The organism is Pseudomonas sp. AE27 (assembly GCF_037113495.1).
Classification (GTDB): Bacteria; Pseudomonadota; Gammaproteobacteria; order Pseudomonadales; family Pseudomonadaceae; genus Aquipseudomonas; species Aquipseudomonas palmensis.
The window spans coordinates 321,833-344,574 of record NZ_CP146966.1; the positions used below are offsets into that span (position 1 = coordinate 321,833).

Sequence of the window (22,742 nt, forward strand, 5' to 3'; positions counted from 1 at the left end):
GCTGAGTATAGGAAGAGAGCATTAACCCATCGGGATTAATGGCAGATTGACTTGTATGGATTGGAGATTGGGGCGATAGCGTTTGGTTCTAAAACCGAGTCGCGCCCTTCGCCGGCAAGCCGGCTCCTGCATCGATCGTGCAGGAGCCGGCCAGTGGGTCAGCCGGCGACCAGTACCCGAATTGCCTCAAGGCGCAGTGCGGCCTTCTCCAGCATCGCCAGGCCCTGCTCGCGTTGCGCACGCAAGGCCTGGATTTCGGTGTCGCGCACGGTCGGGTTGACCGCCTGCAACGCGGTCAGGCGCGCCAGTTCTTCATCGGTTTCGGCTGCCAGGCGGCGCTGCGCCTCGGCCACACGCTCGGCGTGGCGCGGCATGATCTTGGCCTCGCCGGCATTGATGCGCGGGGTCAGGACATCGCGCTGGGCCTGGATGAACTTGTTGGCGCTGGCCTTGGGCACGCTTTCGAGCTGGTCGTTGAGGGTCTCGAACGACACCCGCGCCGCCAGGTCGTTGCCGTTGGTGTCGAGCAGGCAGCGCAGCGCTGCCGGCGGCAGGTAGCGGCCCAGTTGCAGGGCGCGCGGGGCGACCACTTCGCTGACGTACAGCAGTTCGAGCAGCACGGTGCCCGGCTTGAGCGCCTTGTTCTTGATCAGCGCCACCGCGGTATTGCCCATCGAGCCGCTGAGCACCAGGTCCATGCCGCCCTGCACCATGGGGTGTTCCCAGGTGATGAACTGCATGTCCTCGCGCGACAGCGCCTGGTTGCGGTCGTAGGTGATGGTCACGCCTTCGTCGTCGCCCAGCGGGAAGCTGGCGTCGAGCATCTTCTCGCTCGGCTTGAGGATCAGGGCGTTTTCCGAGTGGTCCTCGCTGTCGATACCGAAGGCGTCGAACAGGGTTTCCATGTAGATCGGCAGGGCGAACTGGTCGTCCTGCTCGAGGATCGCCTCCACCAGCGCCTGGCCTTCGCCGGCACCACCGGAGTTGAGCTCCAGCAGGCGGTCGCGGCCGCTGTGCAGCTCAGACTCCAGGCGCTGGCGCTCGGCGCAGGCTTCGTTGACCAGCGCTTCCCACTCGCCGTCGTCGCCGCTTTCCAGCAGCGGCAGCAGGCGCGGGCCGAACTGGTGCTGCAGGGCGTTGCCGGTAGGGCAGGTATTGAGGAAGGCATTGAGTGCCTGGTGGTACCACTGGAACAGGCGCTCCTGCGGGCTGTTCTGCAGGTGCGGCACATGCAGCTCGATGGTGTGCTTCTGGCCGATACGGTCCAGGCGGCCGATGCGCTGTTCCAGCAGGTCGGGGTGGGCCGGCAGGTCGAACAGCACCAGGTGGTGGGCGAACTGGAAGTTGCGGCCTTCGCTGCCGATTTCCGAGCAGATCAGCACCTGCGCGCCGAACTCTTCGTCGGCAAAGTAGGCGGCGGCGCGGTCGCGCTCCAGGATGCTCATGCCTTCATGGAACACCGTGGCCGGAATGCCCGAGCGCACGCGCAGGGCGTCTTCCAGGTCCATCGCGGTTTCGGCGTGGGCGCAGATCACCAGCACCTTGACCCGCTTGAGCATCTTGAGGGTGTCGATCAGCCATTCGACCCGTGGGTCGAAGCGCCACCAGCGGCTCTCTTCGTCGCTGTCGCCCTGGGCCTGGAAGCTGACTTCCGGGTACAGGTCGGCATGCTCGCCCACCGGCAGTTCCATGTACTCGTCGGGGCACGGCAGCGGGTAGGCGTGCAGCTGGCGCTGCGGGAAGCCCTGCACCGCGGCGCGGGTGTTGCGAAACAGCACGCGGCCGGTGCCGTGGCGGTCCAGCAGCTCGCGGATCAGGCGTGCGCTGGCCTGGGTGTCGCCATCGTTGACTGCGGCCAGCAGCGCCTCGCCTTCGGCACCCAGGAAGCCCTGGATGGTGGCGTGGGCCTTGGGCGACAGGCGGCCTTCATCGAGCAGCTCCTGCACCGCCTCGGCCACCGGGCGATAGTTGTCGCTCTCGGCGCGGAATGCGGCCAGGTCGTGGAAACGGTTGGGGTCGAGCAGGCGCAGGCGTGCGAAGTGGCTGTCCTGGCCCAGTTGCTCGGGGGTGGCGGTCAGCAGCAGTACGCCGGGGATGACCTCGGCCAGTTGCTCGACCAGCGCGTACTCCGGGCTGACCTGGTCTTCGTGCCACACCAGGTGGTGCGCCTCGTCGACCACCAGCAGGTCCCAGCCGGCGGCGAACAGCGCGTCCTGGGCCTTTTCATCCTCGGTCAGCCACTCCAGCGCCACCAGCGCCAGTTGCGCATCCTCGAATGGGTTGCTGGCATCGCTTTCGATGAAGCGCTCGGCGTCGAACAGTGCCACCTGCAGGTTGAAGCGGCGACGCATTTCCACCAGCCACTGGTGCTGCAGGTTCTCCGGCACCAGGATCAGCACGCGGCTGGCGCGACCCGTGAGCAGCTGGCGATGGATCACCAGGCCGGCTTCGATAGTCTTGCCCAGGCCCACTTCGTCGGCCAGCAGTACGCGCGGGGCGATACGGTCGGCCACTTCGCGGGCAATGTGCAACTGGTGGGCGATCGGCTGGGCACGGGTGCCGCCCAGGCCCCACAGCGACGACTGCAACTGGCGGCTGGTGTGTTCCAGGGTGTTGTAGCGCAGCGAGAACCACGCCAGCGGGTCGATCTGCCCGGCGAACAGGCGGTCGCTGGCCAGGCGGAACTGGATGAAGTTCGACAGCTGGGTTTCAGGCAGGGTGCAGGCCTGGTTCTGGGCATCGAGGCCGTGGTAGACCATCAGGCCGTCGATGACCTCGACTTCGCGCACGGTCAGCTTCCAGCCTTCGAAGTGGGTGATCTGGTCGCCCGGCGAGAAACGCACGCGGGTCAGGGGCGCATTGCGCAGGGAGTACTGGCGGGTGTCGCCAGTGGCCGGGTAGAGCACGGTCAACAAGCGGCCGTCCTGTGCCAGAACGGTCCCTAGACCCAGCTCGGCTTCGCTGTCGCTGATCCAGCGTTGCCCCGGTTGATACTGCTGCGCCATACTGCCTGACTCCCGCCATTCAAAAGGCGACTATCTTAACGGATAGGGCTGCACAGACCAAAGCGTCTGGCGATTTCATCGACGAAAGCCGTCTTTGCCACCACAGGCCTCGACCCATGCTCCGACACCCTCTGCTGTCCCTCCCGTTACGCCACTGCATCGTACTGGCCAGCCTGGCCTCGCTCGGCGCCTGCGACCAGCAGGGTTTCGAACTGCTGCCACCACTGGAGCCCCCGGCGCTGGCGGCGCTGGGCGTACAGGTGCCGGTGCAGAACGTGCACTTTCGCGACCGCGACGGCGAGGCGGTGCTGGTGCTCAGCCGTCTGGACGACCAGGTCAGCGACGAGGAAACCCAGCAGGAGGTCGACCGGGTGGTGCTCACCGCTACCCTGTATGGCCGCAGCCACGACGCCCAAACCTACAAGGCGCGCTGGACCATCGAGAATGAAACCACCTGCCCGGGGCTGGACCTGGACGTGGGCTTCTATACCGACGTCAGCGGCGCCAGCGACCTGAACAACGATGGTGTGGCCGAACTGACCGTTGCCAGCCATTCCTTTTGCGGCGGCGGTGTCGACCCGCAGGACCTGCATGTGGAACTGCGCGAAGGGGCCGCCAGCTACGTGATCAACGGCCAGTCGTTGATCGCCCCGGAAGGCGAGGATGCCTTTGGTGGTGAACGCGAAGACGGCCCCACCCTCAAGGACGCACCGCCGGTGCTGCGCGAACACCTGGAGAAGGTCTGGAACAGCGTGCTCAAGCGCCCGTGGAGCGAAGCGGCGCCCGAACCGGACGATGACGACCCCGATCAGTAGGGCACGTCAGTAGGTGGCGACGGGGACTTCCACCGTATAGCGGTGCTGCGGGTTGCGTGTGTCGGTCAGGGTGTAGCGGCTCATCGAGCCGTTGTCGTTGGCCATCGGCTGGGTATCGATGTCGACGATGAACGTCTGGCCACCGGTGTGCAGCGTGCCCTGGGGCGTGATTCGTGCATCGGCCGGGACGAGCAGGCCCCCCAGGTGGCCGTAGCCATTTTCATCGAAGTGATAGTCGACCAGGGCGTCGCGTCGTTGCAGGGCGAACACCTCGGGCAGGTAGGGCCGGTGGTCGATGTTCCAGTCATTGCGCAGGTCGCTCACCCAGACGCCCGGCAGGTCGAAACGGTGGCGCAGCAGGCTGTCTTCAAGCGGCACGCTGACCACCTCCAGGCAACACACGGTCTGCTTGCGCTCCTCGTCCAGCACAGCCATGCGCGTGCCGCGGGCAACCACTGCCGGCAGCATGGCGAATGCCATGTTCTCTTCGACATACCCGGCATCGGCCGCCGTGGCGAGGTTGCGCCAGCCACCGAACAGCACCGGAGCCGGGTCAGCCATGGCCGCAAGGCCGGCCGTGGCCAGGCCGATACTCGCCAGGAGGCGATAGGGGATGCGCATCGTAGGCTCCTGCCTTATAGGGCGAAAAACGGGAAGCGCAGCGTACTATACTCAGGCACACCCCTGGCTGTGACGGATGCCACACTTTTGCCATCGGCGCTCAAGGCTGCCGTTTGGCAGCCGACACATTGGCGACAGGAGAACAACAACCATGCTGCCGCCCATCATTCCCCTCAGTGCCGCCCCGGTCACCACGCAACACGACCCGGTCAAGCAGCCGCCGACCATCGCCCCCGTGGTGCCGGCCCAGCCCAGCGCCACCGACAGCAATATCGATTTCAAGAAGCGCGACCCGCAGGAGTCGGGGGTACTGCTGCGTGACGAGCAGCGCCGCCGCCAGGGCAAACGCCGCAAGGCCCCGGACGAAGAGCTGTACCAGGCCCTGCCGGGCGACGAGGTCAACGCCGACAACACCGTGCCGGTGGCGCCGCTGATGGGCGAACAGCCGCGCCAGGGCCTGCTGGTGGACATCGAAGTCTGAGCGGGGCTGTTCAGTGCGGGCGCGAGCCCTCATCATGGCGACTTCCGCAGTCCGTTCCACGAGCCTGAACATGAGCCAAGACGACAACCTGATCGATTTCGGCGCCGAGCGCGCCCGTCGCGTGCACGACCTCAAGGAAAAGCGCCTGAACGAAGTGCGTCAGGCGTTCGAGCAGGCAATGCCCCTGGGCAAGGGCAAGAAAAAGCCCAAGGGCAAGCCGAAGAAGCGCTGATTCTTGATGCAGGTCAACCCTGCACCCGCCTCGCGCGTCCGTTGATGGGCGCCATTGACCTCGGTCAATTTCCTGTCCCGCCCCATTCGCTACTGTTACCCCATCAGACAGGTGCAGGCGAATGGAGGCCGATATGTTCTTCGATAATGTGGTTATCGCTGGCGTTGTGACAGTCGGCCTGATGCTGCTGTTTTTCGCAGGCCTGGGTATTTTCATCTGGAAGGACTCGAACAAGCGCAAGCAGGGCTGATCCTTTCCGATACACGAGCACGCAAGGCATTTAGGGCAACTTCGGTTGCCCATTTTTTTTGCCTGGAATTTGGGGTGGCAGTACCGGGGCCTGCCGGGATGGGCCCTGTAGGCACCGGCCTTGCCGGCGCGGGAAGGCAGAAAAATTCTGGACTATAAGTAGTTAGCTAGCTAATAATTCGCATCTGACCTTTCCCGCGTATCTGTGTCTATCTTTACTTCATCGCTTCCCAAGGTTCGATCCGTGCCCATCACTCTGCAGGCCCTGCTGGCGCCCAACCGACTCGCTGTGCAATTTGCCGTGAAAACCCTGCTTGGCGGCGGGTTGGCGCTGTGGCTGGCGTTGCGTTGGGGGCTGGAACAACCGGCCTGGGCGTTGATGACGGCTTTCATCGTGGCCCAGCCGCTGTCGGGCATGGTGCTGCAGAAGGGCCTGGCACGGCTGTTCGGCACGCTGGTCGGCACGATCATGTCAGTGGTGTTCATGGGCCTGTTCGCCCAGACGCCGTGGCTGTTTCTGCTGGCGTTGGCCCTGTGGTTGGCGCTGTGCACGGCCTGCTCGACCCTGCTGCGCAGCGCCTGGGCGTATTCCTTCGTGCTGGCCGGCTACACCGTGGCGATCATCGCCTTGCCGGCCATCAATCACCCGCTGCTGGTGTTCGACCAGGCGGTGGCACGCTGCACCGAGATCAGCCTGGGCATCATCTGCGCCACCTTGGTCAGCGCCTTGCTCTGGCCGATGCGGGTCGAGCAGCAGCTCAGCGGGCAGGCTCGCCAGGCCTGGCAAAGCGGCCTGCAGGCGGCCAGTGCGACCCTGACCGGCGAGGAGCAGGGGCGCAAGGGCCTTCTGGAGATTCTGGGGCGCATCGTCGCGGTGGATGCCCAGCGCGAACACGCCTGGTTCGAAGGCAGCCTGGGTCGCCAGCGTGCCCGGGCGATTCGCGGGCTCAGCCAGAAGCTGCTGATCCTGTTGCGCATCGCCCGTTCTGTACGCCGTCAGTGGCGCCAGCTCGACGACGAACAGGCGCAGCACATGGCCCCGTGGCTGAGCGAGGTGCAGGCCGCCCTGGCCGAGCCCGATCAGGCCGCACTGCTGGTGCTGCGCCAGCGCGTTTGGGATGCCGCCCATGACGAGCACAACAGCCCCGCGCAGCATTACTGCCTGGCGCGTCTGACCCTGCTGCTGGATAACGCCATGGCGGCGACCCTGGCCCTGCGCGCGGTGGAGGAGGGCAAGGCACCAGCCGACCTGCCCGACAGCCTGGCGGTGCACCGCGACGTGCCGCTGGCACTGCTGTTCGGCTCGCGCAGTGCGCTGGCGTTCCTGGCCATGGCCAGCTTCTGGCTGGCCACCGCCTGGTCGGCGGCGCCCGGCGGCCTGGTGCTCACCTGCGTGGTGTGCAGCCTGTTCGCCAGTCGCGAGAATGGCGCGCAGATCGGCATGAGTTTCTTGCGCGGCATCCTGCTGGCGGTGCCCGTGGCGTTCTTCGTCGGGCAGATCCTGCTGCCGCAGTGGAGCGGTTTTGCCTTGCTGTGCATGGGTATGGGGGTGCCGCTGTTCCTGGGCGCGCTGGGCATGGCCAACCCGAAAATCGGCGCCACAGCCACTTCGTACTGCCTGCACTTCATCGTGCTGGTGGCACCGCTCAATACCATGACGTTCGATGTGGCCAACTTTCTCAACAGTGCCCAGGCCATGCTGCTGGGGGTGGGCGCAGCGGTGCTGGCGTTCAAGCTGCTGGTGTTGCGCAACCCCGCATGGCACGGCCGGCGCCTGCGCGCCGCCACCCAGAACGACCTGGTACGCCTGACCCGGCGCGACCTGCGCGGCGCCGAAACCTGGTTTGGCGGGCGCATGGCCGACCGCCTGCTGCAGCTGGCGCGCCATTACACCGCGCTGCCCGAGCAGGAGCGCGGCCACTGGGACGATGGCCTGCACGGGCTGGACATCGGCGACGAACTGCTGCACCTGCGCATGTGCCTGGCGGTGGCCCAGGTGCCACCGGACGCGGCGCAGCGTGCGTATTTCCAGCAGCTGGAAAACGTGCTGGCACAGGGCCCGGGTGCCGGGCGCGGGCAGCGCCTGGATGCTGCCAGCGAAGCCTTCATCGCGGCGTTGCAGCAACGCCCCGACAGCGACCCGCTGCGTCTTGCCGTGGGCGCGGTACTGCAACTTCGACACAGCTGGGCCAAATGGTGCCGGCGACAGGAGGAACTCCATGGGGTTGCGTGAGTGGGCAATGGGCGGGGTACTGCTCAGCCCGTTTCTGATCTATGCGGTGCTGGCGCTGCTGCTGACCTTCGCGGTGCGGCTGCTGCTGCGTCTGACCCCGCTGGGGCGCTGGGTGTGGCATGAAGCCCTGTTCGACACTGCACTGTTCGTTTGTATTCTGGCCCTGGTCACCCGCGTACTGGGGCCCCTGTAAGGAGTTTGACCATGCGTACCTATGTGCGTGTTGCCGTAACCCTGTGCCTGGTGGTGGTGGCGGTGTTCGCCGGCCTCGAACTGTGGCGCTACTACATGCTCACCCCCTGGACCCGCGACGCGAAGATCCGCGCCGACGTGGTGATCGTCGCCCCGGATGTGTCGGGCTGGGTGCGCGAGCTCAAGGTGCACGACAACCAGGAGGTCAAGGCGGGGGATTTGCTGATGTCCATCGACAAGGACCGCTTCGAGGCCGCGCTGGAAAAAGCCAATGCCGTGGCCGAGACCCGCCAGCAGCAACTGCGCCTGCGCGAACACGAGGCCTCGCGCCGCGCTGCACTGGGCCCGCAGGCGATCAGCGCCGAGCTGCGCGAAAATGCCCAGATCAACGCCGCCGTGGCCCGTGGCGAGCTGCGCCAGGCCCTGGCCGAGGTCAAGGTGGCCGCGCTCAACCTGGCGCGCAGCCAGGTCAAGGCACCGCGGGACGGGCACATCACCAACCTGCGCCTGGCCGAGGGCAATTATGTGAATGCCGGGCAGCCGGTGATGGCGCTGGTGGACGACTCGACCTTCTATGTGCAGGCCTATTTCGAAGAAACCAAGCTGCCGCGCATCAAGGTCGGTGCGCCGGTCAAGGTGTGGCTGATGAGCGCCGGCGAGCCGATGCAGGGCCATGTGCAGAGCATCAGCCGCGGCATCACCGATCGCAACGCCACCCCCGACAGCCAGTTGCTGGCCGAAGTGGAGCCGACCTTCAACTGGGTGCGCCTGGCCCAGCGCATTCCGGTGCGCATCCGGCTCGACGAGGTGCCAGCGGGGGTCAACCTCAGTGCAGGCATGACCGCCAGCGTGCAGGTGCGCGAGGACTGAGGCGGCGCCTATAATCGCGCCCATCGATTCGGCACGTGGGCGAGGGAACGTACATGAGCATCACCAACAGTCCCACCTGGGCGCAACTCGAAGCACGCTGGGGTCACGGTTTCGACACCTTGCTGGCGCAGGAGCAGGAAGCCATCGCGCTGTGGTGGCTGGAGGCCGAAACCATGAACGGGCGGCTGGACCAGTATTTCTGGAACAGTGCCGGCGACCAGGCCCTGATCGCCTTGCGCGGCCTGCATGCCCTGCACATGCCGGTCACTGCCAAGGCGTTCGGTGATGCCCTGGCGCTGTTCGGCCCGCACTATCCCGAGCGTCGTGACGCGCGCATGGAAGTGCTCGAGGCGCTTGAGGCAGCGCACGGCGAGGACCTGTTCGAGGCCCCGTCGCGATTGATCCAGGACCTGCCCGAGGACTTCGTGCAGGCCGCGCTGGACCGCCTCACCGAGCTGTACAGGCACCTCTGAGGTTTCACAGGAACATCCCGCCCGACACCTCCACCCGCTGGCCGTTGATCCAGCTGCCACCGTCGCCGAGCAGCACAGCCACCGCCGCGCCGATATCATCCGGCAGGCCCACGCGGCCCAGGGCGGTGTTGCTGGCGATAAAGCCGTTCACCTGGTCATTGTCGCGCACCACACCGCCACCAAAGTCGGTCTCGATGGCACCGGGGGCCAGGATGTTCACGCGAATGCCACGCGCACCGAGCTCCTTGGCCTGGTAGCGGGTCAGCACCTCCATTGCGCCCTTCATCGCCGCGTAGGCGGCAAAGCCGGGCAGGGCGAAGCGGGTCAGCCCGGTGGAGATATTGACGATGCGGCCCTGGTCGGCAAGCAGCGGCAGCAGCCGCTGGGTGAGAAAGAACGGGCCCTTGAGCTGGATGTTGAGCAGGGTATCGAACTGCGCTTCGGTGGTTTCGCTGAAGCTTGCGTTGATGCCGATGCCGGCGTTGTTCACCAGAAAGTCGAACTGTCGACGGCCGAAGGTACGCTGCAAGGTGTCATCGAGGGTGGCGGCGAACGCCTCGAAGCTGGCGCTGTTGCTCACGTCCAGTTGCAACATGGTGGCGCGCACGCCTTTTTGCTCAAGCTCGGCCACCAGCGCGTGGGCCTCGTCGGCCTTGCTGTGGTAGGTGCCGATGATGTCGATGCCCTGGGCTGCCAGGTGCAACGCGGTGTTCCTGCCCAGGCCACGGCTGGCGCCGGTAATCAGTGCGATCTTGCGGGTCATGGTCGGTTCCTCGGGGTGGCTGAAGTCGAGCACAGTCTATTGGTCGCTCCGGTACTGATAAATCCGCTGGATTCGGAAATACTGTTCGGCAGGGTCGAACAATGGAGGGGCTGGATGAACACGCTGGAGCTGTTGCGCACCTTTGTGCGGGTTGCCGAACTGTCGAGCTTCACCCTGGCCGGGGAGAGCCTGGGGCTGCCGCGTTCTACCGTCTCGGAACAGGTGCGCCTGCTTGAGAGGCACCTGGGCACGCGCCTGCTCAACCGCACCACGCGGCGTGTACAGGCCACCCAGGATGGCCTGCAACTGTACGAGCGTAGCAAAGACCTGCTGTCGCGAATGGACGAGCTCGAAGGGCTGTTTCGGCCCGACCCGGCCCAGTTGCACGGTCGCCTGCGCATCGACCTGCCAACGCTGATGGCACGGCGCATCATCCTGCCGGCCTTGCCGGCGTTCATGCAGCAGCACCCGGGGCTGGCGCTGGAGATCAGTTGCACCGATCGCCAGGTCGACCTGGTGCGCGAGGGCTTCGACTGCGTGCTGCGCATTGGTGCGCTCAGCGACCTTGCGCTGGTTGCCCGGCCCCTGGGCAGCCTGCGCATGGTCAACTGCGCCAGCCCTGCCTACCTGCAGCGCATGGGGGTGCCGACACGGCTGGAGGCCCTGCGCGACCACCAGTTGATCCACTACGTACAGAACCTGGGGGCGCGCTGTCCGGGGTTCGAGTACCGACAGGGCGCCACGACGCGGTATCAGCCCATGGGCGGTGCAGTCACGGTGAACAATACCGATGCCTACGAAAGCGCCTGCCTGGCCGGGTTGGGCATCATCCAGGCGCCCTTTGCCGGTGTGCGCGAGTACCTGGAGAGCGGGCAACTGGTCAGCGTGCTGGACCAGCAGGTGCCCGAGCCGATGCCGGTGTCATTGCTGTTCGCTCGGCAGGTGCACCTGCCGTTGCGGGTGGCGGCGTTCATGGGGTGGCTGGAGCAGGTTCTGGCGGGGCAACTCGATCCAGTGGCAGGCGCAGGCTGAACAGCGTGCCGGCCTCGCGGCTGGACACCACTTCCATGCGCCCGCCATGGGCCAGGGCAATCTGGTTGGCGATGTACAGGCCCAGCCCCAGGCCGCTTTGCGGGGTGCCGTCGAGCGGGCGCGAAAACGGCTGGAACAGTTGCGCCATCACCGCCGGGGCAATCGGCGCGCCCTGGTTGTGCACGCCCAGGGTGAACACCTGCTGCTCGATACGCGCCGATACATCTACCGGGCTGTTGGCGTCGCCATGGTTCAGGGCGTTGGCCAGCAGGTTGGAGAGCAGCTGGGTGATCCGCTCGCGGTCGCAGCACATGCCGCTGAGGTCATCGATATGCAGGCGTATCACCCGCTGCGGGTAGACCCGTTGCAGCTCGGAGGCCACCTGACGCAGGGCGGTGTCCAGGTCGGGGCAGGGCTGGATGTTCACCATGATGCCGTTGCCCAAGCGCCCGCGGGCGAAGTCCAGCACATCGCGCACCAGTTCGGTGGCACGGCGTCCGGAGGCGAGGATGTGCTCGGCGATGGTTCGCGAGCGTGCATCGCCCAGGCGCTTGACCAGCAGCTCGGCGCCGGCGGTGATGGCGAACAGCGGGTTGCGCAGGTCGTGGCCGAGCACCGCGATGAACTGTTCGCGCAGCTCGGCGATGGCCAGCTCCTTCTTCAGCGCCGCCTCGGTCTGCTGGGCGGCTTCCTCGCTCTCGATCTGGATCGTCAACAGCCGCGCGAAGGACTCCATCATCGGCTGGATGGCACTGCCGGTGAGAGCGGCCGGGGCCGGATCGAGCGCGCAGATGGTGCCGAAAAAGCTGCCGTTGGTACGAAACACCGGCACCGAGATATAGCTTTCGAAGCGGTACAGGCGCGGGGTGGGGTGGTGGCAGTAGCGGGCGTCCTCGCTGGCCTTGTCGATCACGATGGTCTGGTGGCTGCCGCGAATCTCGTGGCATAGCGTGGTGGCCACGTCCAGCTCGCCGCCCACTCCCAGGCCAAAGCCCAGGTTGTCGAGCACGGCGCAGGCGGTCCAGTTGTTCTCGGTGACACGGGCCACGGCCGCAAAGCGCATGCCGGTGGTTTCGCAGATCACCTGGAGGATGGCCGGCACGGCGTTGATCCGCGCAATCGTGGCAAGGTCGGCGGTGATGGCAGTACTCATGGAACGTCCACGTGGCTGGCGGCAAGGTGAGGATGTCTGGCAGTTTAGCGAAAAAAAGGGTGTCAGGCGCAGGCGGGTTTTTAGTAACCTCTGCCTGTCGAGCTTCTCCGTCAGAGAGGGCCGCAGACGACCCGCCCCGCGTGCCAATTCCATTCACCCCGCATCTTCGACGATGCTTCAGTGAGGTTTGACATGCACATCACTTCCCAGGATATCTGCGCCGCGGCCGACCAGCTCAAGGGCTTCGTAGGCTTCAACCACAAGCTGGGCCGGCATATCGTGCGCTTCAGCGAAGACTCGTTCGGCATGGACGTGGCCGACGACAGCATCATCCCCAGCCATGAATTCGTGTGGCAGGCGAGCGGCGGCGAGGTGATGACCTTGCGCCGCGAACTGATCGAGGTGCTGCTGGCGCAGAATGTCGACGAGCGGTTGAACATCACCGAGCCGTTGCGGGTGTACCTGCGTCGCAACGACCTGCCGGAGATCGCGGCCCAGCGCCGCTTGCGGGCGTGACACAGGGCCGCAAGCCCTAGCTGCAGGAGCCGGCCATGCCGGCGAAGGCGCCGGAACGTGGTGCCTGCATTTCAGTCCGGGTAGGCCAGGCGCAGCGGCACCACCTCGCCGCGGGCCACATTGACCTTGTTGCGGCCACTCTGCTTGGCCGCATACAGCGCCTTGTCCGCCTCGTTCAGCCACACCATGGAGTCTGCGAAGCCTGGCTGGAAGCTGGCCAGGCCGATGCTCAGGCTGATGCGCAATTGCGGGAGCTGCTCGTTGCGGTACTCGTTGACCCGCTGGCGCAGGCGCTCCATGACCTGGCTGGCATGCTCCAGGCTGCACCCGGGCAGGATCACGCCGAATTCATCCCCGCCGTAGCGCCCCGGCACGTCGTCCTCGCGCAGGTTGCGCTTGAGCTCGACGCTCAGCTGGCGCAGCACGCAGTCACCCACCACATGGCCATACACATCGTTGATGGTCTTGAAGTGGTCGATGTCGATGATCGCGATCACGGCCTGGGCCGGGGCCTGCTGGCACAGCTGAAAGCGCAGTTGCAGCAGGTCTTTCCATGAGCCGTGGTTGAACAGGCCGGTGAGGCTGTCGGTGCGGCTCAGCGCACTGAGGCTGCGCTTGTGCTCGGCCAGCTTGATCGCCAGGCGGTAGCACACCCAGCCCAGCGCCAGCGGATAGAGGGTCAGCATCGGCAGGCAGGCGTACACCTGCACGGTGCTGACCTCCAGTTGCAGGCTCGGCCCGAACAGCGCCACCGCCGCCACCATGCCCAGCCCCATGGCCAAAAGACCTTGCACAAACAGGCGCTGACCACCGGCGGCGACGTTGTTCATGCCCATCATGGCCAGGATGGTGACGCTGATGAGCGGGTTGAACTGCACGGTGCCGGCCCAGAAGCCGCCCATCAGCGAGTCGACCATCAGGTTGCGCTGTTCGGCGCGATAGGGGGCTTGCGAGCGCAGGCCGAGCTGGTAGGCCAGGTGCGGCCAGCCCAGGCCGTTGAACACCAGCAGCGCTACGACCCAGTACGGCAGCTGCAGGGGCAGCACGCCGGAGAGCACGCTGAACAGGCCGATACCCGAGCCGATGATACGCGGCAGGTAAATTCTTCTGACAAATGATAGTCCCTTGCCGTTGCTGATTTGAGTCATGATTTGCCGATCTGCCTGACGCCGTTCATCGCATAATTTGCGTGAATATTGTTGAACAAAGCCGGGCTGTTCAAGAATGGCCTTGCAGGCCATTTCACAGTTGGTACGGGCAATGGGCATGCACCTGAAACGGTTAGTCGGAGTATTTGCATTCATGGCTTCCCTTGCAGCACAAGCCACCGAAACCCCCGCGCAGCCTTCGCTGCAGCAGGACGGGCGGTACCGCAACCAGGCCCAGTTGCCCCGCGACGGGGTGCTGAAAAAACTGCGCATCGGTTTCAAGTTCCTGTTTCTGAGCAAGCCGGCCGACACCCGGCCAACCCTGCCGATACCGGTGCACCCCCTGAGCCAGGCCCAGGTGCTGGCCGCGCCGGACCGCAGCCTGTGGCGCCTGGGCCATTCCACGGTGCTGCTCAAGCTGCGCGATCGTTTCTTCATCACCGACCCGGTGTTCGCCGAGCGCGCCTCGCCGGTGCAGTGGGCCGGCCCGCAGCGCTTTCACCAGCCGCCGCTGGCGCTGGAGCAACTGCCGCCGATCACGGCGGTGATACTGTCCCACGACCATTACGACCATCTGGATGAACGGGCGGTGCTGGCCCTGGCCGAGCGCACCGAGGTGTTCCTTGCCCCGCTTGGGGTGGGCGACACCCTGGTCGGGTGGGGCGTGCCTGCGGCCAAGGTGCGCCAGCTCGACTGGTGGCAGGCCACGGAGGTTGCGGGCATCCAGTTCGTCGCCACCCCGGCGCAGCACTTCTCCGGGCGCGGGCTGTTCGACAGCAACCGCACCCTGTGGGCGTCATGGGTGATGCTCGATGAGGACCTGCGCCTGTTCTTCAGCGGCGATACAGGCTATTTCGAGGGCTTCAGGCGGATCGGCGAACGCTATGGGCCATTCGACGTGACCCTGATGGAAACCGGCGCCTACAACGTCAACTGGCCCAATGTGCACATGCAGCCCGAGCAGAGCCTGCAGGCGCACCTGGACCTGCGCGGGCGCTGGTTGCTGCCGATCCACAACGGCACCTTCGACCTGTCCACCCACGCCTGGCATGAACCCTTCGACCGCATCATGGCCCTGGCGGCCAACGCACGGGTACCGCTGAGCACCCCGCAGATGGGGGAGCGGGTCAGCCTGGTGCAACCGCAGCGGGGTACCGCGTGGTGGCTTCCACTGGAGCAACAGCAGGCCCAGGCGGCCGTGTTGGCCTCCGGGCAGCGTTAAGGTGCGTCGCTAGGGTCGCGCCGGCCGGGCAAGGGGCGCTCGCGGCCCTTGCTCAGGGTTTCATCGGGCAGGCCGGCGTCGCTGCGAATCTGCGCATGGCTGATCAGCGCGAAGATGAAGCTGCCGCCCACGATGTTGCCCGCCAGGGTCGGCGCGGCAAAGTGCAGCCAGAACTGCTGCCAGCTCACTTCCCCGGCCCACACCAGGTACGACACCTCGACCGAGCCAACCACGATATGGGTGAAGTCACCCAGCGCCATGAGATAGGTGATCAGCAGGATGATCCAGATCTTGGCGTTCTCCATCGACGGGATCATCCACACCATGGTCGCGATCATCCAGCCCGAGATGATGCCCTTGGCAAACATCTGGCCCACCTCGTTTTCCATGACCTTGCGCCCCACTTCAAGAAAGGCGAGATCGGTCTTGGTGTCGAAGATCGGCAGGTGCAGCATCACGTATGACACCAGCACGGTGCCCACCAGGTTGCCGAACAGCACCACGCCCCACAGGCGCAACAGGCGCCCTACATTGTTGAACGTGGGTTTGGTCATCACCGGCAGCACGGCGGTCAGGGTATTTTCGGTAAACAGTTGCTGGCGCGCGAGAATCACCGCCAGAAAGCCCGCCGAATAGCCCAGGCTGGCGATCACCTGGCTGCTGTCGCCCTCGGGCAGGCGGGAATAGAACAGCCCCATCGCCATCAGCGACAGGCCCATGCTCAAGCCGGCCGCCAGTGCCGACCACCACAGCGCCGCGATGGTGCGCTGCAGTTCCTTGTCGCCCTGGGCGCGGATGATCTCGTGGAGCACAGCGGCACGTGGCGGCTGGTTGTGGCTGACCTCCTGCTCTTCGTCCGCTGACAGGCCCGGGGTCTTGCCGCTTTTCTGCTCGTTCATGGGGGAGGTTTCCGTGGGGGGCTCTGAGTAAAGATCCGCCGCCGTTCAATTAGTTGCCTTGTGCCGCAGGCTTTGTCGGCATAATTCACCCCTCTTGAATAGCGGACGTTTTTCCCATGAAACATGGATGTTGCGTCGCACTGCTGGCCGCGCAGGCCTTGACCGCAGCCATGCCCGCCCAGGCGGGCTTGGACAGCGACGTGTTCACCGGTACCCTGGGTACCCAGTCGATCGTGCTGGAGCTCGACCGCGCCGTGCCCGAGGATGTCAGCGGGCGTTACTTCTACGTGAAGCATCACCACGACCTGCAGCTCACCGGCAGCATCCAGGGCACGCGGATTCAACTGGTGGAGGGGCATGAGCCGGCCCCGGAGGCAGGCATCGACTCGCTGCCAACACTCGCGCTGTGGCCGGCTGCCCAGGGCGGCCTGCAAGGTGAGTGGCAAAGCCCCCAGGGCAAACGCCTGCCGATCACGCTGCTGCCGGCACGACTGCCGCAGGTACCGTCGGGTGCCGATCCGTTCCTGGGCCGCCAGTACACCGACTCACCCTATGAATACCTGAGGCTGATGCAACTGCCGTTGAAGCCCGGCGAGCTTGAACACTTTCAAGGCTACCCGCTGCGCTGGCTGAGCGAGCCGTCCTCGGGGATAAGCCTGTTCGTGATCGAGGACGGTTACCCTGCGCAGCAGCTCACACGCCTCAACCAGTTGCTGCGCGCGCGCCTGTCCAGTGATGTGGTGGCCTACCACCAGTGCATGCTGCTGGGGCGCCCTGGCGGGTACTACCGGCAGACGGTGACGCCGCGGTTCATGAGCAATGCGCTGCTCAGTGTCAGCATCGTGCAGGACTACAGCTGCGACGGCACGCCGATGCTGCCCACCGATGCGCCGCTCAACCTGGCGGTGGAGTCGGGCAAGGAGCTGACCCTGGACGATGTGCTGTGGGTGGGCGAGGGCAAGCCGTTTCACTACGAGTACCAGCCTGGCCCCAACCCCGAGCAGTTCGCCACCGTGAGTTTCGGTGCCTATGTGGACTACCGTTCGCGCACCTTTGCGCCGTGGTTGCTGGGCCAGCTCAAGCAGCTTTATCCGCAGCACATGTTGGGCGAGGTGGGCGAGGACGGCTGCGATTACGCACAGGCGCAGGTGTGGCAGATGCCCACATGGCGCTTTACCCCCGAAGGCATCCAGTTCGACCCGGTGTTCGACAGCGTGCAGCGCCATTGCCGTGGGGTGGGCTGGGCGGTGCTGCCGTATCGGATAGTGAGGCAGCATGCAGGTGGGGTGGCGCTCGAACTGCCGGAGTGAGGGCGTTCAACTATGTAGCACCGCTGCAACCTGCAGCGACTTCAAGCTCTCTGCTCCGCCACTTCAAGCAGAGAGCAGCCCATGACTATCGGTTCCACCTACAACCATCCCGCTGATGTTGCGACCCCCTTGGCGGGTAATGCCGAAGGCTGGTCGGCGCGGTTCCCCAACCCGCCCGATCTGTGTTTTGACTACCGCAGGTTGCTCGAGCAGGTCGGTGGTATCGCCCAAGCCCGTCGCGCCGAGCACCGCATTTGCATCATCGGTGCCGGTGTTACCGGCTTGACTGCCGCCCGCGAGCTGCTGCGTTGCGGCTTCCAGCACATCACCCTGATCGAAAAGTCGCAACGGATCGGCGGTCGGCACATGACCATCGTCGACCCTGGCCCAGGCGACAGGGAGCCTTCGACGCCGTTCGAAATGGGCGCCATGCGCATGCCGTTGTTCAATCGCAGTGGCGAAGCGCCGAAAGAGGGGCGCTCGTTGATGGCGTACTACGCCAGTCAGTTCGATCTGCGCTTGTCCGATTTTCCCAACCCGGGTACGCCGGCCGTACGCTCGACAGGCATCTACCTGCGTGAAGGCCTGCTGGACGGCGAGGGCGAGCCGACGCTGTTGATCTGGGACAACGCTGACGGCCGGACACCGCCACCTACGGCCACCTTGCAACAGGTACATGAAAAGTGGCGGGTGTTTGCCGACCGGATGACCGAAACCGTGGCGCAAGCCTATGGCGGCGAGCAGTGGGAAGACCTGTGGGCCGCCATTGTTGAACGCTATCAGGCAATGTCGTTTCGGGACCTGGTCAGGTTGCCGGCAATTGATGTGTGGAACCCTGAAACGCCCGGCGACTTCGGCGGCCTGGGCATGAGCGCGGCAGAGTCCGCGTTGTTCTATGCCATCGGTATCGGCGACGGCAGCTGGGGGGCTTTCTATGATGTCTGCAGCCTGTATCCGCTGCGAACGGCGATCTTCGGCTTCAGCAGCCACCTGCAACTGGTGCATGGCCGCGTGGACGAGCAGGGTGACCCGCTGGACGCGCCGCTGGTTGCCAATCAGCCTGTATACGACAGCAGAGGTCTGCCGTTCGCGTCACCTACCTACCTGGGGCTGGCCGCTCTGGATGAATGCCTGTTGTTCATGCCGGTGGCGCCAACCGGTGCATCTCCCTACCAGCACCTCAGTGCCCTGCCCAACGGGCTGCTCACCGACAGCCCGGTTACTGGCCTGCGCAAGCTGGCGAACCAGCAGATTCGCGTGCAGTACCAGTGGCATGCCAGCGACCTGCAGTCGAGCACGTTGCAGAGCGAAGACTTCGACGCAGTGATCGTCACCTTGCCTTCCTGGCTGATCGAGACATCGGTGCGTCTTGAAGGCTTCACTGCGGCAATGCTGCCTCAGCAGATCATCGATGCGTACAAGACGGCGCACTGGGAAACCAGCTGCAAGGTGTATGCGCCATTGCAGAAAAGTTTTTTGCAACGTAATCAGGCCATCCCGCAAATTCTCGTTACTGACAGCTTTATCCACGATGTTTATGCCTATCGCTACAACGACCGCTATGCCAGCGACTGCATCCTGCTCAGCTACACCTGGGAGGACGACGCGACCAAACTGGCCGCGTTCAGCGATGAGCAACTGGTGGAAAAGTGCGTGCAGGAGCTGGACCGGATCCTGTTGCGGTGCAGCAATGTGCAGGCACCGCTATCGCCGTATGTCGATACCCGCAATGCGCGGGTGCAGCGTTGGGTCACCGACCGCAATGCCCTGGGCTGCGCCAGGCTCTACCGGGCCGGCACCTACTACGATGCGTTGAGCCTGATGCGATACAGCCGTGAGCATGCCCGTCACAGCGGGTTGTACCTGGCAGGCGAGTCGTTCTCGGTGGATGCAGGCTGGACCGAGCCCTGCCTGCGTACCGCGATTGATGCCGTGATCAACCTGTGCAACGACACCGGGGCACTGTTCAACGGCGGTTTCAGCATGGCGGTCTATCCGCACTATCGCATTCAGCCCCAGGCGTCCTGGTAGGCCTTTCCTACAGGCGCAGAGCGGCCTTGCAGCATTGTCGGAAGGGGCCGACTTGTCCCTCTTGAGGGTTGTTTTGTCCACTGGAAAGCCTCCAAACGACAACTCGAACAACAAAAAGGACACTCCCATGCCTGCACCCTCTGTCCCGGTCAGCCCCGTGCGTATTGCCGTGATCCAGTTCGACCCTCAGGTCGGGCTGGACCAGTGCGACAACAACTTGTGCAAAGGTCTGCAGCTCGCCGAAGAGGCGGTGCATGACGGCGCCAACCTGATCGTGCTGCCCGAGCTTGCCAACACCGGCTACACCTTCGAGACCCGAGCAGAAGCCTATGCGCATGCCGAAACCCTCGATGAAGGTCCCAGCATCAAGACCTGGCGCGCCTTCGCCCGGGAGCATCAGGTGTACCTGGTGGCAGGATTTGCCGAGCGCGATGGCCTCAAGCTGTATGACAGCGCGGTGCTGTTCGGCCCCGACGGCCTGCTGGGCCATTACCGCAAGGCACACCTGTGGAACCAGGAAAAGCTCTGGTTCAGCCCCGGTGATCTGGGCTTTCCGGTGTTTGAAACCCCGATCGGCCGGATCGGCCTGATGATCTGCTGGGACGTATGGTTTCCCGAGGTGCCACGCCTGCTTGCGTTGCAGGGTGCAGACATCATCTGCAGCCTGAACAACTGGGTGTGGACACCGCCCCCGCTGTTCGATGCCAGCGGCAGGTGCATGGCCTCGTACCTCACCATCACCGCGGCCCACGTCAACAATGTCTACATTGCCGCCGCCAACCGCATCGGCAGCGAGCGTGGCGGGCGTTTTCTGGGGTGTTCGCTGATCGCGGGCACCAATGGCTGGCCGTTGGGCAAGGTGGGGGGCGCCGAGGACGAGTGCATCCTGTATGCCGATGTCGACCTCAGCACTGCACGCAGCGCGCCGGTCTGGAACAGCCTGAATGACCTGCCACGGGACCGTCGCACCGATTGCTATGGCGCGATGCTGGGTTATGACCAGCATCCAGCGCTGCCGCGCTGAGGAGTCGCCATGGACAAGTCAATCGACAAGGTGGAGGCAGGCTTTCTGCCTTTGCTGCTGATGTGCGTGTGCGTGTCGCTGGGCACCGGGGTGTTCATCGAGGTCATCAGCGGGCGTGCGGCATCCTGGGTCGGGGTATGGCCCGACTACGCGCACATGGTCGCCAACCTGCACGAGCCGCTGGCGCGGTTGCGCTGGATCGTCGGCGATATCAGCGAGGTAGCGTTCTACAAGCATGAGCTGCCGGCGATCGGGTTGCTGCTGGGCGCCGCGCTGGCCCATTGGGCGCACCGCACGGGCCGGGCATGGCAGGGCTTTGCGATCTGCTATGGCACCGGGTTGTGGCCCTGGCTGGTGACCAGTTCGCTGCTGGGGCTGGTGTTCAGCCATGTGCTGTGGGGCTGGACGCTCAGCGCCAGCACCTGGCAACCCACCTTCGTCGCGTTCGTCTCGCTGCCGGCGGCGATGGTGCTGCTGTTCGGCGGCGGCTGGAAGGTCACGATCAATGGCGCGTTGCTGGGGGCACTGCTGGTGACGCCAGCGAGCCTGCTGCTGGTCAACTACCTGTGCTACCCACTGGGCTTGCCGGTGGTGATCGGCAATGTTGGCGGCATGGCCGTGGCGAGCGTGCTGGCGTTCATGCTGTGCCGGCGGTTTGCAGGCCTGGTGCGCTCGACGCCGCCTGTCGATGCGCCGCCACCAGCACCGGTCGTCGAGAGAGCGCCACCGCACCACGGCGTTGGCTGGACGCTGCGACGGGTGCTGGCCGACTTCAGCGAGGCGCCGTTCTTCGGCAATGAGCTGGCCAGCCTGGGCTTGTTGCTCGGCGTGCTGGCGGCCTACCTGCTGTCGCCGGCCGGGCCGGCCTACGGCTCCCAGCTGGTGCTGGAGATGGTGGGCGGGCAGGCGCTGGCGTCGCTGATCGGCGTGCTGTTGTGGCGCAGGCAATGGATGCAGCGGGGGTGGTACCCGACCTACATCCCGATCGTTTCCGTAGTGCCGGCGGCGGTGCTGACATTGGGTGGCACGTGGGAGGTAGTGGTGCTCAGCGCCGGCCTGGGCGCGGTGATGGCACCGCCATTGGCGGTCGCAATCAGCCAGCGCCTGCCCAGCCATATGCATGGGTACATTGGCAACGTGCTGTCGATGGCTGCCTGCACGCTGATGATCCTGCCATTTGTGGCGTGGCTGACGGGCGCCGGGTAAGCGCTGAAGGGCGGGGTGATGTAGTGTTACGGCAGGATCCCGCCTTGAGGCTATGCCATGACAGCTTTTGTACAGCCTTTGAACGATAAGGAAATGACCCGTCTTGATGGTTTTCTGCTCAAGTACGGTAACGATGAAGCCATCCTCACGCTCTCGGAGCTGGATGGCTTTCTGGTGGCGCTGGCCAGTTCGCCCGTGTTGTTGACGCCCAACGAATGGCTGCCCGAAGTGACCGGCGGCAGAGCGCCGCGGTTCAAGAAGCCGGCCGAGGCCGAGGCGTTTTCGGCGTTGTTGATGCGCTACATGAACAACGTGGCGGGCGAGCTCAGTGAGGCGTGTGATGCCTTCGAGCCGTTGTTTCTCGAAGACGAGTCCGAGCCTGATCCGCAGCTGGTGGTCGAGGAGTGGTGCTTCGGCTATTTGCGGGGTGTGCAGGTAGCGCGCTGGCCGGCGCTGCCGCCGGTGCAGGTACGGCACCTGGAGGCGATTGCGCTGCATGGGCTGGACGAGAACATCGAAAAAGTCGAGGCGTTGCAGCCGCAGGAGCATGCGGCTTCGGTCGAGGCCGTCGTGATCGGTTTGCGGGCGTTGTATCGGTTTTTCGATTCGCAACGCGGGTAGCCATCGCGCGACCCTCTGATTTGCCGACGCCATCGCGGGGCAAGCCCGCTCCCACAAAGTGTTTGCGCCCTCCTGTGGGAGCGGGCTTGCCCCGCGATGGGCTGTCTGCCAACCCTAATCTTGTTGTAATTCCAGGTAATCAATGACACTGCATGTACTGTTCGTGTGTACTCAGAACCGCTTGCGCAGCCCCACGGCTGAACAGGTGTTTGCCGACTGGCCGGGGGTGGAGACGGCCTCTGCCGGTGTGGGCAATGATGCGGACGTGCCGGTGGGCAACGAGTTGCTGGCGTGGGCAGACCTGGTGATCGTGATGGAACAGGCGCACCGCAAGAAACTGTCGGCGCGATTCCGCTCGGTGCTGGGCGACAAGCGCATCGTTTGCCTGGGCATCCCGGACGACTATGGGTTCATGGCGCCGGAGTTGGTTGAACTGTTGAAGGCCAGGGTGCCGCAGTTTTTGCCGGATCAACTGTAGTAGTGCGCAAGGTCTGCTGGCCTCTTCGCCAGCAAGGCTGGCTCCTACCGGGTTACAGCGTGACCCTGTAGGAGCCGGCCTTGCCGGCGAAGGGCTGCAAAGCAGCCCGGAACATGGAGCCACGGCGCCAGACGCTGGTAGGCGCAGCGATATCAACTACTCGGCAAC

At 65.0% G+C, this 22,742-nt stretch carries 23 protein-coding genes; 17 read left to right on the top strand and 6 right to left on the bottom strand.

Annotated elements, in window-relative coordinates; translation table 11 throughout:
• Positions 1-158 precede the first annotated feature (158 nt).
• A complete protein-coding gene (rapA, locus tag V9K84_RS01470) occupies positions 159-3,005 on the bottom strand; it encodes an RNA polymerase-associated protein RapA (RefSeq protein WP_054914722.1) in 2,847 nt (948 codons plus the stop codon).
• Between the two features lie 116 nt (positions 3,006-3,121).
• On the opposite strand from rapA, the gene V9K84_RS01475 reads away from it, so the two are divergent.
• Positions 3,122-3,820, top strand: a complete 699-nt coding sequence (locus V9K84_RS01475) for a hypothetical protein (protein ID WP_058540983.1) — start codon at positions 3,122-3,124, stop codon at positions 3,818-3,820.
• 6 nt (positions 3,821-3,826) lie between these two features.
• On the opposite strand, the gene V9K84_RS01480 is transcribed toward V9K84_RS01475, so the two are convergent.
• The gene (locus V9K84_RS01480; protein WP_088513943.1) at positions 3,827-4,441 is read right to left on the bottom strand and encodes a decarboxylase; all 615 of its coding nucleotides are present in this window, start codon (positions 4,439-4,441) and stop codon (positions 3,827-3,829) included.
• Positions 4,442-4,592: 151 nt separating this feature from the next.
• On the opposite strand from V9K84_RS01480, the gene V9K84_RS01485 reads away from it, so the two are divergent.
• From V9K84_RS01485 to V9K84_RS01515, 7 genes are all read left to right on the top strand, one after another.
• Entirely contained in the window at positions 4,593-4,922 is a 330-nt protein-coding gene (locus tag V9K84_RS01485) for a hypothetical protein (protein WP_043862600.1), read from the top strand.
• 70 nt (positions 4,923-4,992) lie between these two features.
• Entirely contained in the window at positions 4,993-5,154 is a 162-nt protein-coding gene (locus tag V9K84_RS01490) for a hypothetical protein (protein ID WP_088513942.1), read from the top strand.
• A gap of 133 nt (positions 5,155-5,287) precedes the next feature.
• Positions 5,288-5,404, top strand: a complete 117-nt coding sequence (gene ccoM / locus V9K84_RS01495) for a cytochrome c oxidase subunit CcoM (RefSeq protein WP_043862641.1) — start codon at positions 5,288-5,290, stop codon at positions 5,402-5,404.
• A gap of 243 nt (positions 5,405-5,647) precedes the next feature.
• The gene (locus tag V9K84_RS01500) at positions 5,648-7,636 is read left to right on the top strand and encodes an FUSC family protein (protein WP_043862599.1); all 1,989 of its coding nucleotides are present in this window, start codon (positions 5,648-5,650) and stop codon (positions 7,634-7,636) included.
• On the top strand, positions 7,623-7,829 hold the full coding sequence (locus V9K84_RS01505) for a DUF1656 domain-containing protein (protein WP_043862598.1): 207 nt from the start codon (positions 7,623-7,625) through the stop codon (positions 7,827-7,829). The genes V9K84_RS01500 and V9K84_RS01505 overlap by 14 nt, the downstream gene beginning before the upstream one ends.
• An 11-nt stretch (positions 7,830-7,840) precedes the next feature.
• On the top strand, positions 7,841-8,698 hold the full coding sequence (locus V9K84_RS01510) for an HlyD family secretion protein (protein WP_043862597.1): 858 nt from the start codon (positions 7,841-7,843) through the stop codon (positions 8,696-8,698).
• A 53-nt stretch (positions 8,699-8,751) separates the two neighbouring features.
• Positions 8,752-9,171, top strand: coding sequence for a DUF4375 domain-containing protein (locus tag V9K84_RS01515; RefSeq protein WP_058540986.1), 420 nt, complete (start codon positions 8,752-8,754; stop codon positions 9,169-9,171).
• A gap of 4 nt (positions 9,172-9,175) precedes the next feature.
• Here the strand turns inward: V9K84_RS01515 and V9K84_RS01520 are convergent, their stop codons facing one another.
• On the bottom strand, positions 9,176-9,934 hold the full coding sequence (locus V9K84_RS01520; RefSeq protein WP_078480543.1) for an SDR family oxidoreductase: 759 nt from the start codon (positions 9,932-9,934) through the stop codon (positions 9,176-9,178).
• A gap of 114 nt (positions 9,935-10,048) precedes the next feature.
• Here V9K84_RS01520 and V9K84_RS01525 point away from each other — a divergent pair, with 114 nt between their 5' ends.
• Positions 10,049-10,966, top strand: a complete 918-nt coding sequence (locus V9K84_RS01525; RefSeq protein ID WP_058540987.1) for a LysR family transcriptional regulator — start codon at positions 10,049-10,051, stop codon at positions 10,964-10,966.
• Here the strand turns inward: V9K84_RS01525 and V9K84_RS01530 are convergent.
• Positions 10,905-12,119: an ATP-binding protein gene (locus V9K84_RS01530; RefSeq protein WP_043862593.1), complete on the bottom strand. Its 1,215-nt coding sequence runs from the start codon at positions 12,117-12,119 to the stop codon at positions 10,905-10,907. The genes V9K84_RS01525 and V9K84_RS01530 overlap by 62 nt on opposite strands.
• A 192-nt stretch (positions 12,120-12,311) precedes the next feature.
• On the opposite strand from V9K84_RS01530, the gene V9K84_RS01535 reads away from it, so the two are divergent.
• The gene (locus tag V9K84_RS01535; RefSeq protein ID WP_043862592.1) at positions 12,312-12,635 is read left to right on the top strand and encodes a DUF2025 family protein; all 324 of its coding nucleotides are present in this window, start codon (positions 12,312-12,314) and stop codon (positions 12,633-12,635) included.
• A 71-nt stretch (positions 12,636-12,706) separates the two neighbouring features.
• Here V9K84_RS01535 and V9K84_RS01540 read toward each other — a convergent pair whose 3' ends face one another.
• Positions 12,707-13,783 (bottom strand): diguanylate cyclase, encoded by a 1,077-nt coding sequence (locus V9K84_RS01540; protein WP_078480541.1) that lies wholly within the window; start codon positions 13,781-13,783, stop codon positions 12,707-12,709.
• Positions 13,784-13,937: 154 nt separating this feature from the next.
• Here V9K84_RS01540 and V9K84_RS01545 point away from each other — a divergent pair, with 154 nt between their 5' ends.
• Positions 13,938-15,005, top strand: coding sequence for an MBL fold metallo-hydrolase (locus V9K84_RS01545; protein ID WP_088513941.1), 1,068 nt, complete (start codon positions 13,938-13,940; stop codon positions 15,003-15,005).
• On the opposite strand, the gene V9K84_RS01550 is transcribed toward V9K84_RS01545, so the two are convergent.
• Positions 15,002-15,904, bottom strand: coding sequence for a formate/nitrite transporter family protein (locus tag V9K84_RS01550; protein WP_043862589.1), 903 nt, complete (start codon positions 15,902-15,904; stop codon positions 15,002-15,004). The genes V9K84_RS01545 and V9K84_RS01550 overlap by 4 nt on opposite strands.
• 116 nt (positions 15,905-16,020) lie before the next feature.
• Here V9K84_RS01550 and V9K84_RS01555 point away from each other — a divergent pair, with 116 nt between their 5' ends.
• From V9K84_RS01555 to V9K84_RS01580, 6 genes are all read left to right on the top strand, one after another.
• Entirely contained in the window at positions 16,021-17,214 is a 1,194-nt protein-coding gene (locus V9K84_RS01555; RefSeq protein ID WP_143516611.1) for a hypothetical protein, read from the top strand.
• Between the two features lie 81 nt (positions 17,215-17,295).
• Complete coding sequence (locus V9K84_RS01560; RefSeq protein ID WP_088513939.1) at positions 17,296-19,245, top strand: FAD-dependent oxidoreductase; 1,950 nt, start codon at positions 17,296-17,298, stop codon at positions 19,243-19,245.
• Positions 19,246-19,372: 127 nt separating this feature from the next.
• Positions 19,373-20,269 carry a nitrilase family protein gene (locus V9K84_RS01565; RefSeq protein ID WP_054914714.1) on the top strand — a complete coding sequence of 299 codons (897 nt, stop codon included), beginning with the start codon at positions 19,373-19,375 and terminating at the stop codon, positions 20,267-20,269.
• Between the two features lie 60 nt (positions 20,270-20,329).
• On the top strand, positions 20,330-21,475 hold the full coding sequence (locus tag V9K84_RS01570) for a hypothetical protein (RefSeq protein ID WP_256582760.1): 1,146 nt from the start codon (positions 20,330-20,332) through the stop codon (positions 21,473-21,475).
• A gap of 93 nt (positions 21,476-21,568) precedes the next feature.
• The gene (locus tag V9K84_RS01575; protein WP_229589998.1) at positions 21,569-22,096 is read left to right on the top strand and encodes a UPF0149 family protein; all 528 of its coding nucleotides are present in this window, start codon (positions 21,569-21,571) and stop codon (positions 22,094-22,096) included.
• A gap of 148 nt (positions 22,097-22,244) precedes the next feature.
• On the top strand, positions 22,245-22,574 hold the full coding sequence (locus tag V9K84_RS01580; RefSeq protein WP_229590066.1) for a low molecular weight protein tyrosine phosphatase family protein: 330 nt from the start codon (positions 22,245-22,247) through the stop codon (positions 22,572-22,574).
• Positions 22,575-22,742 lie beyond the last annotated feature (168 nt).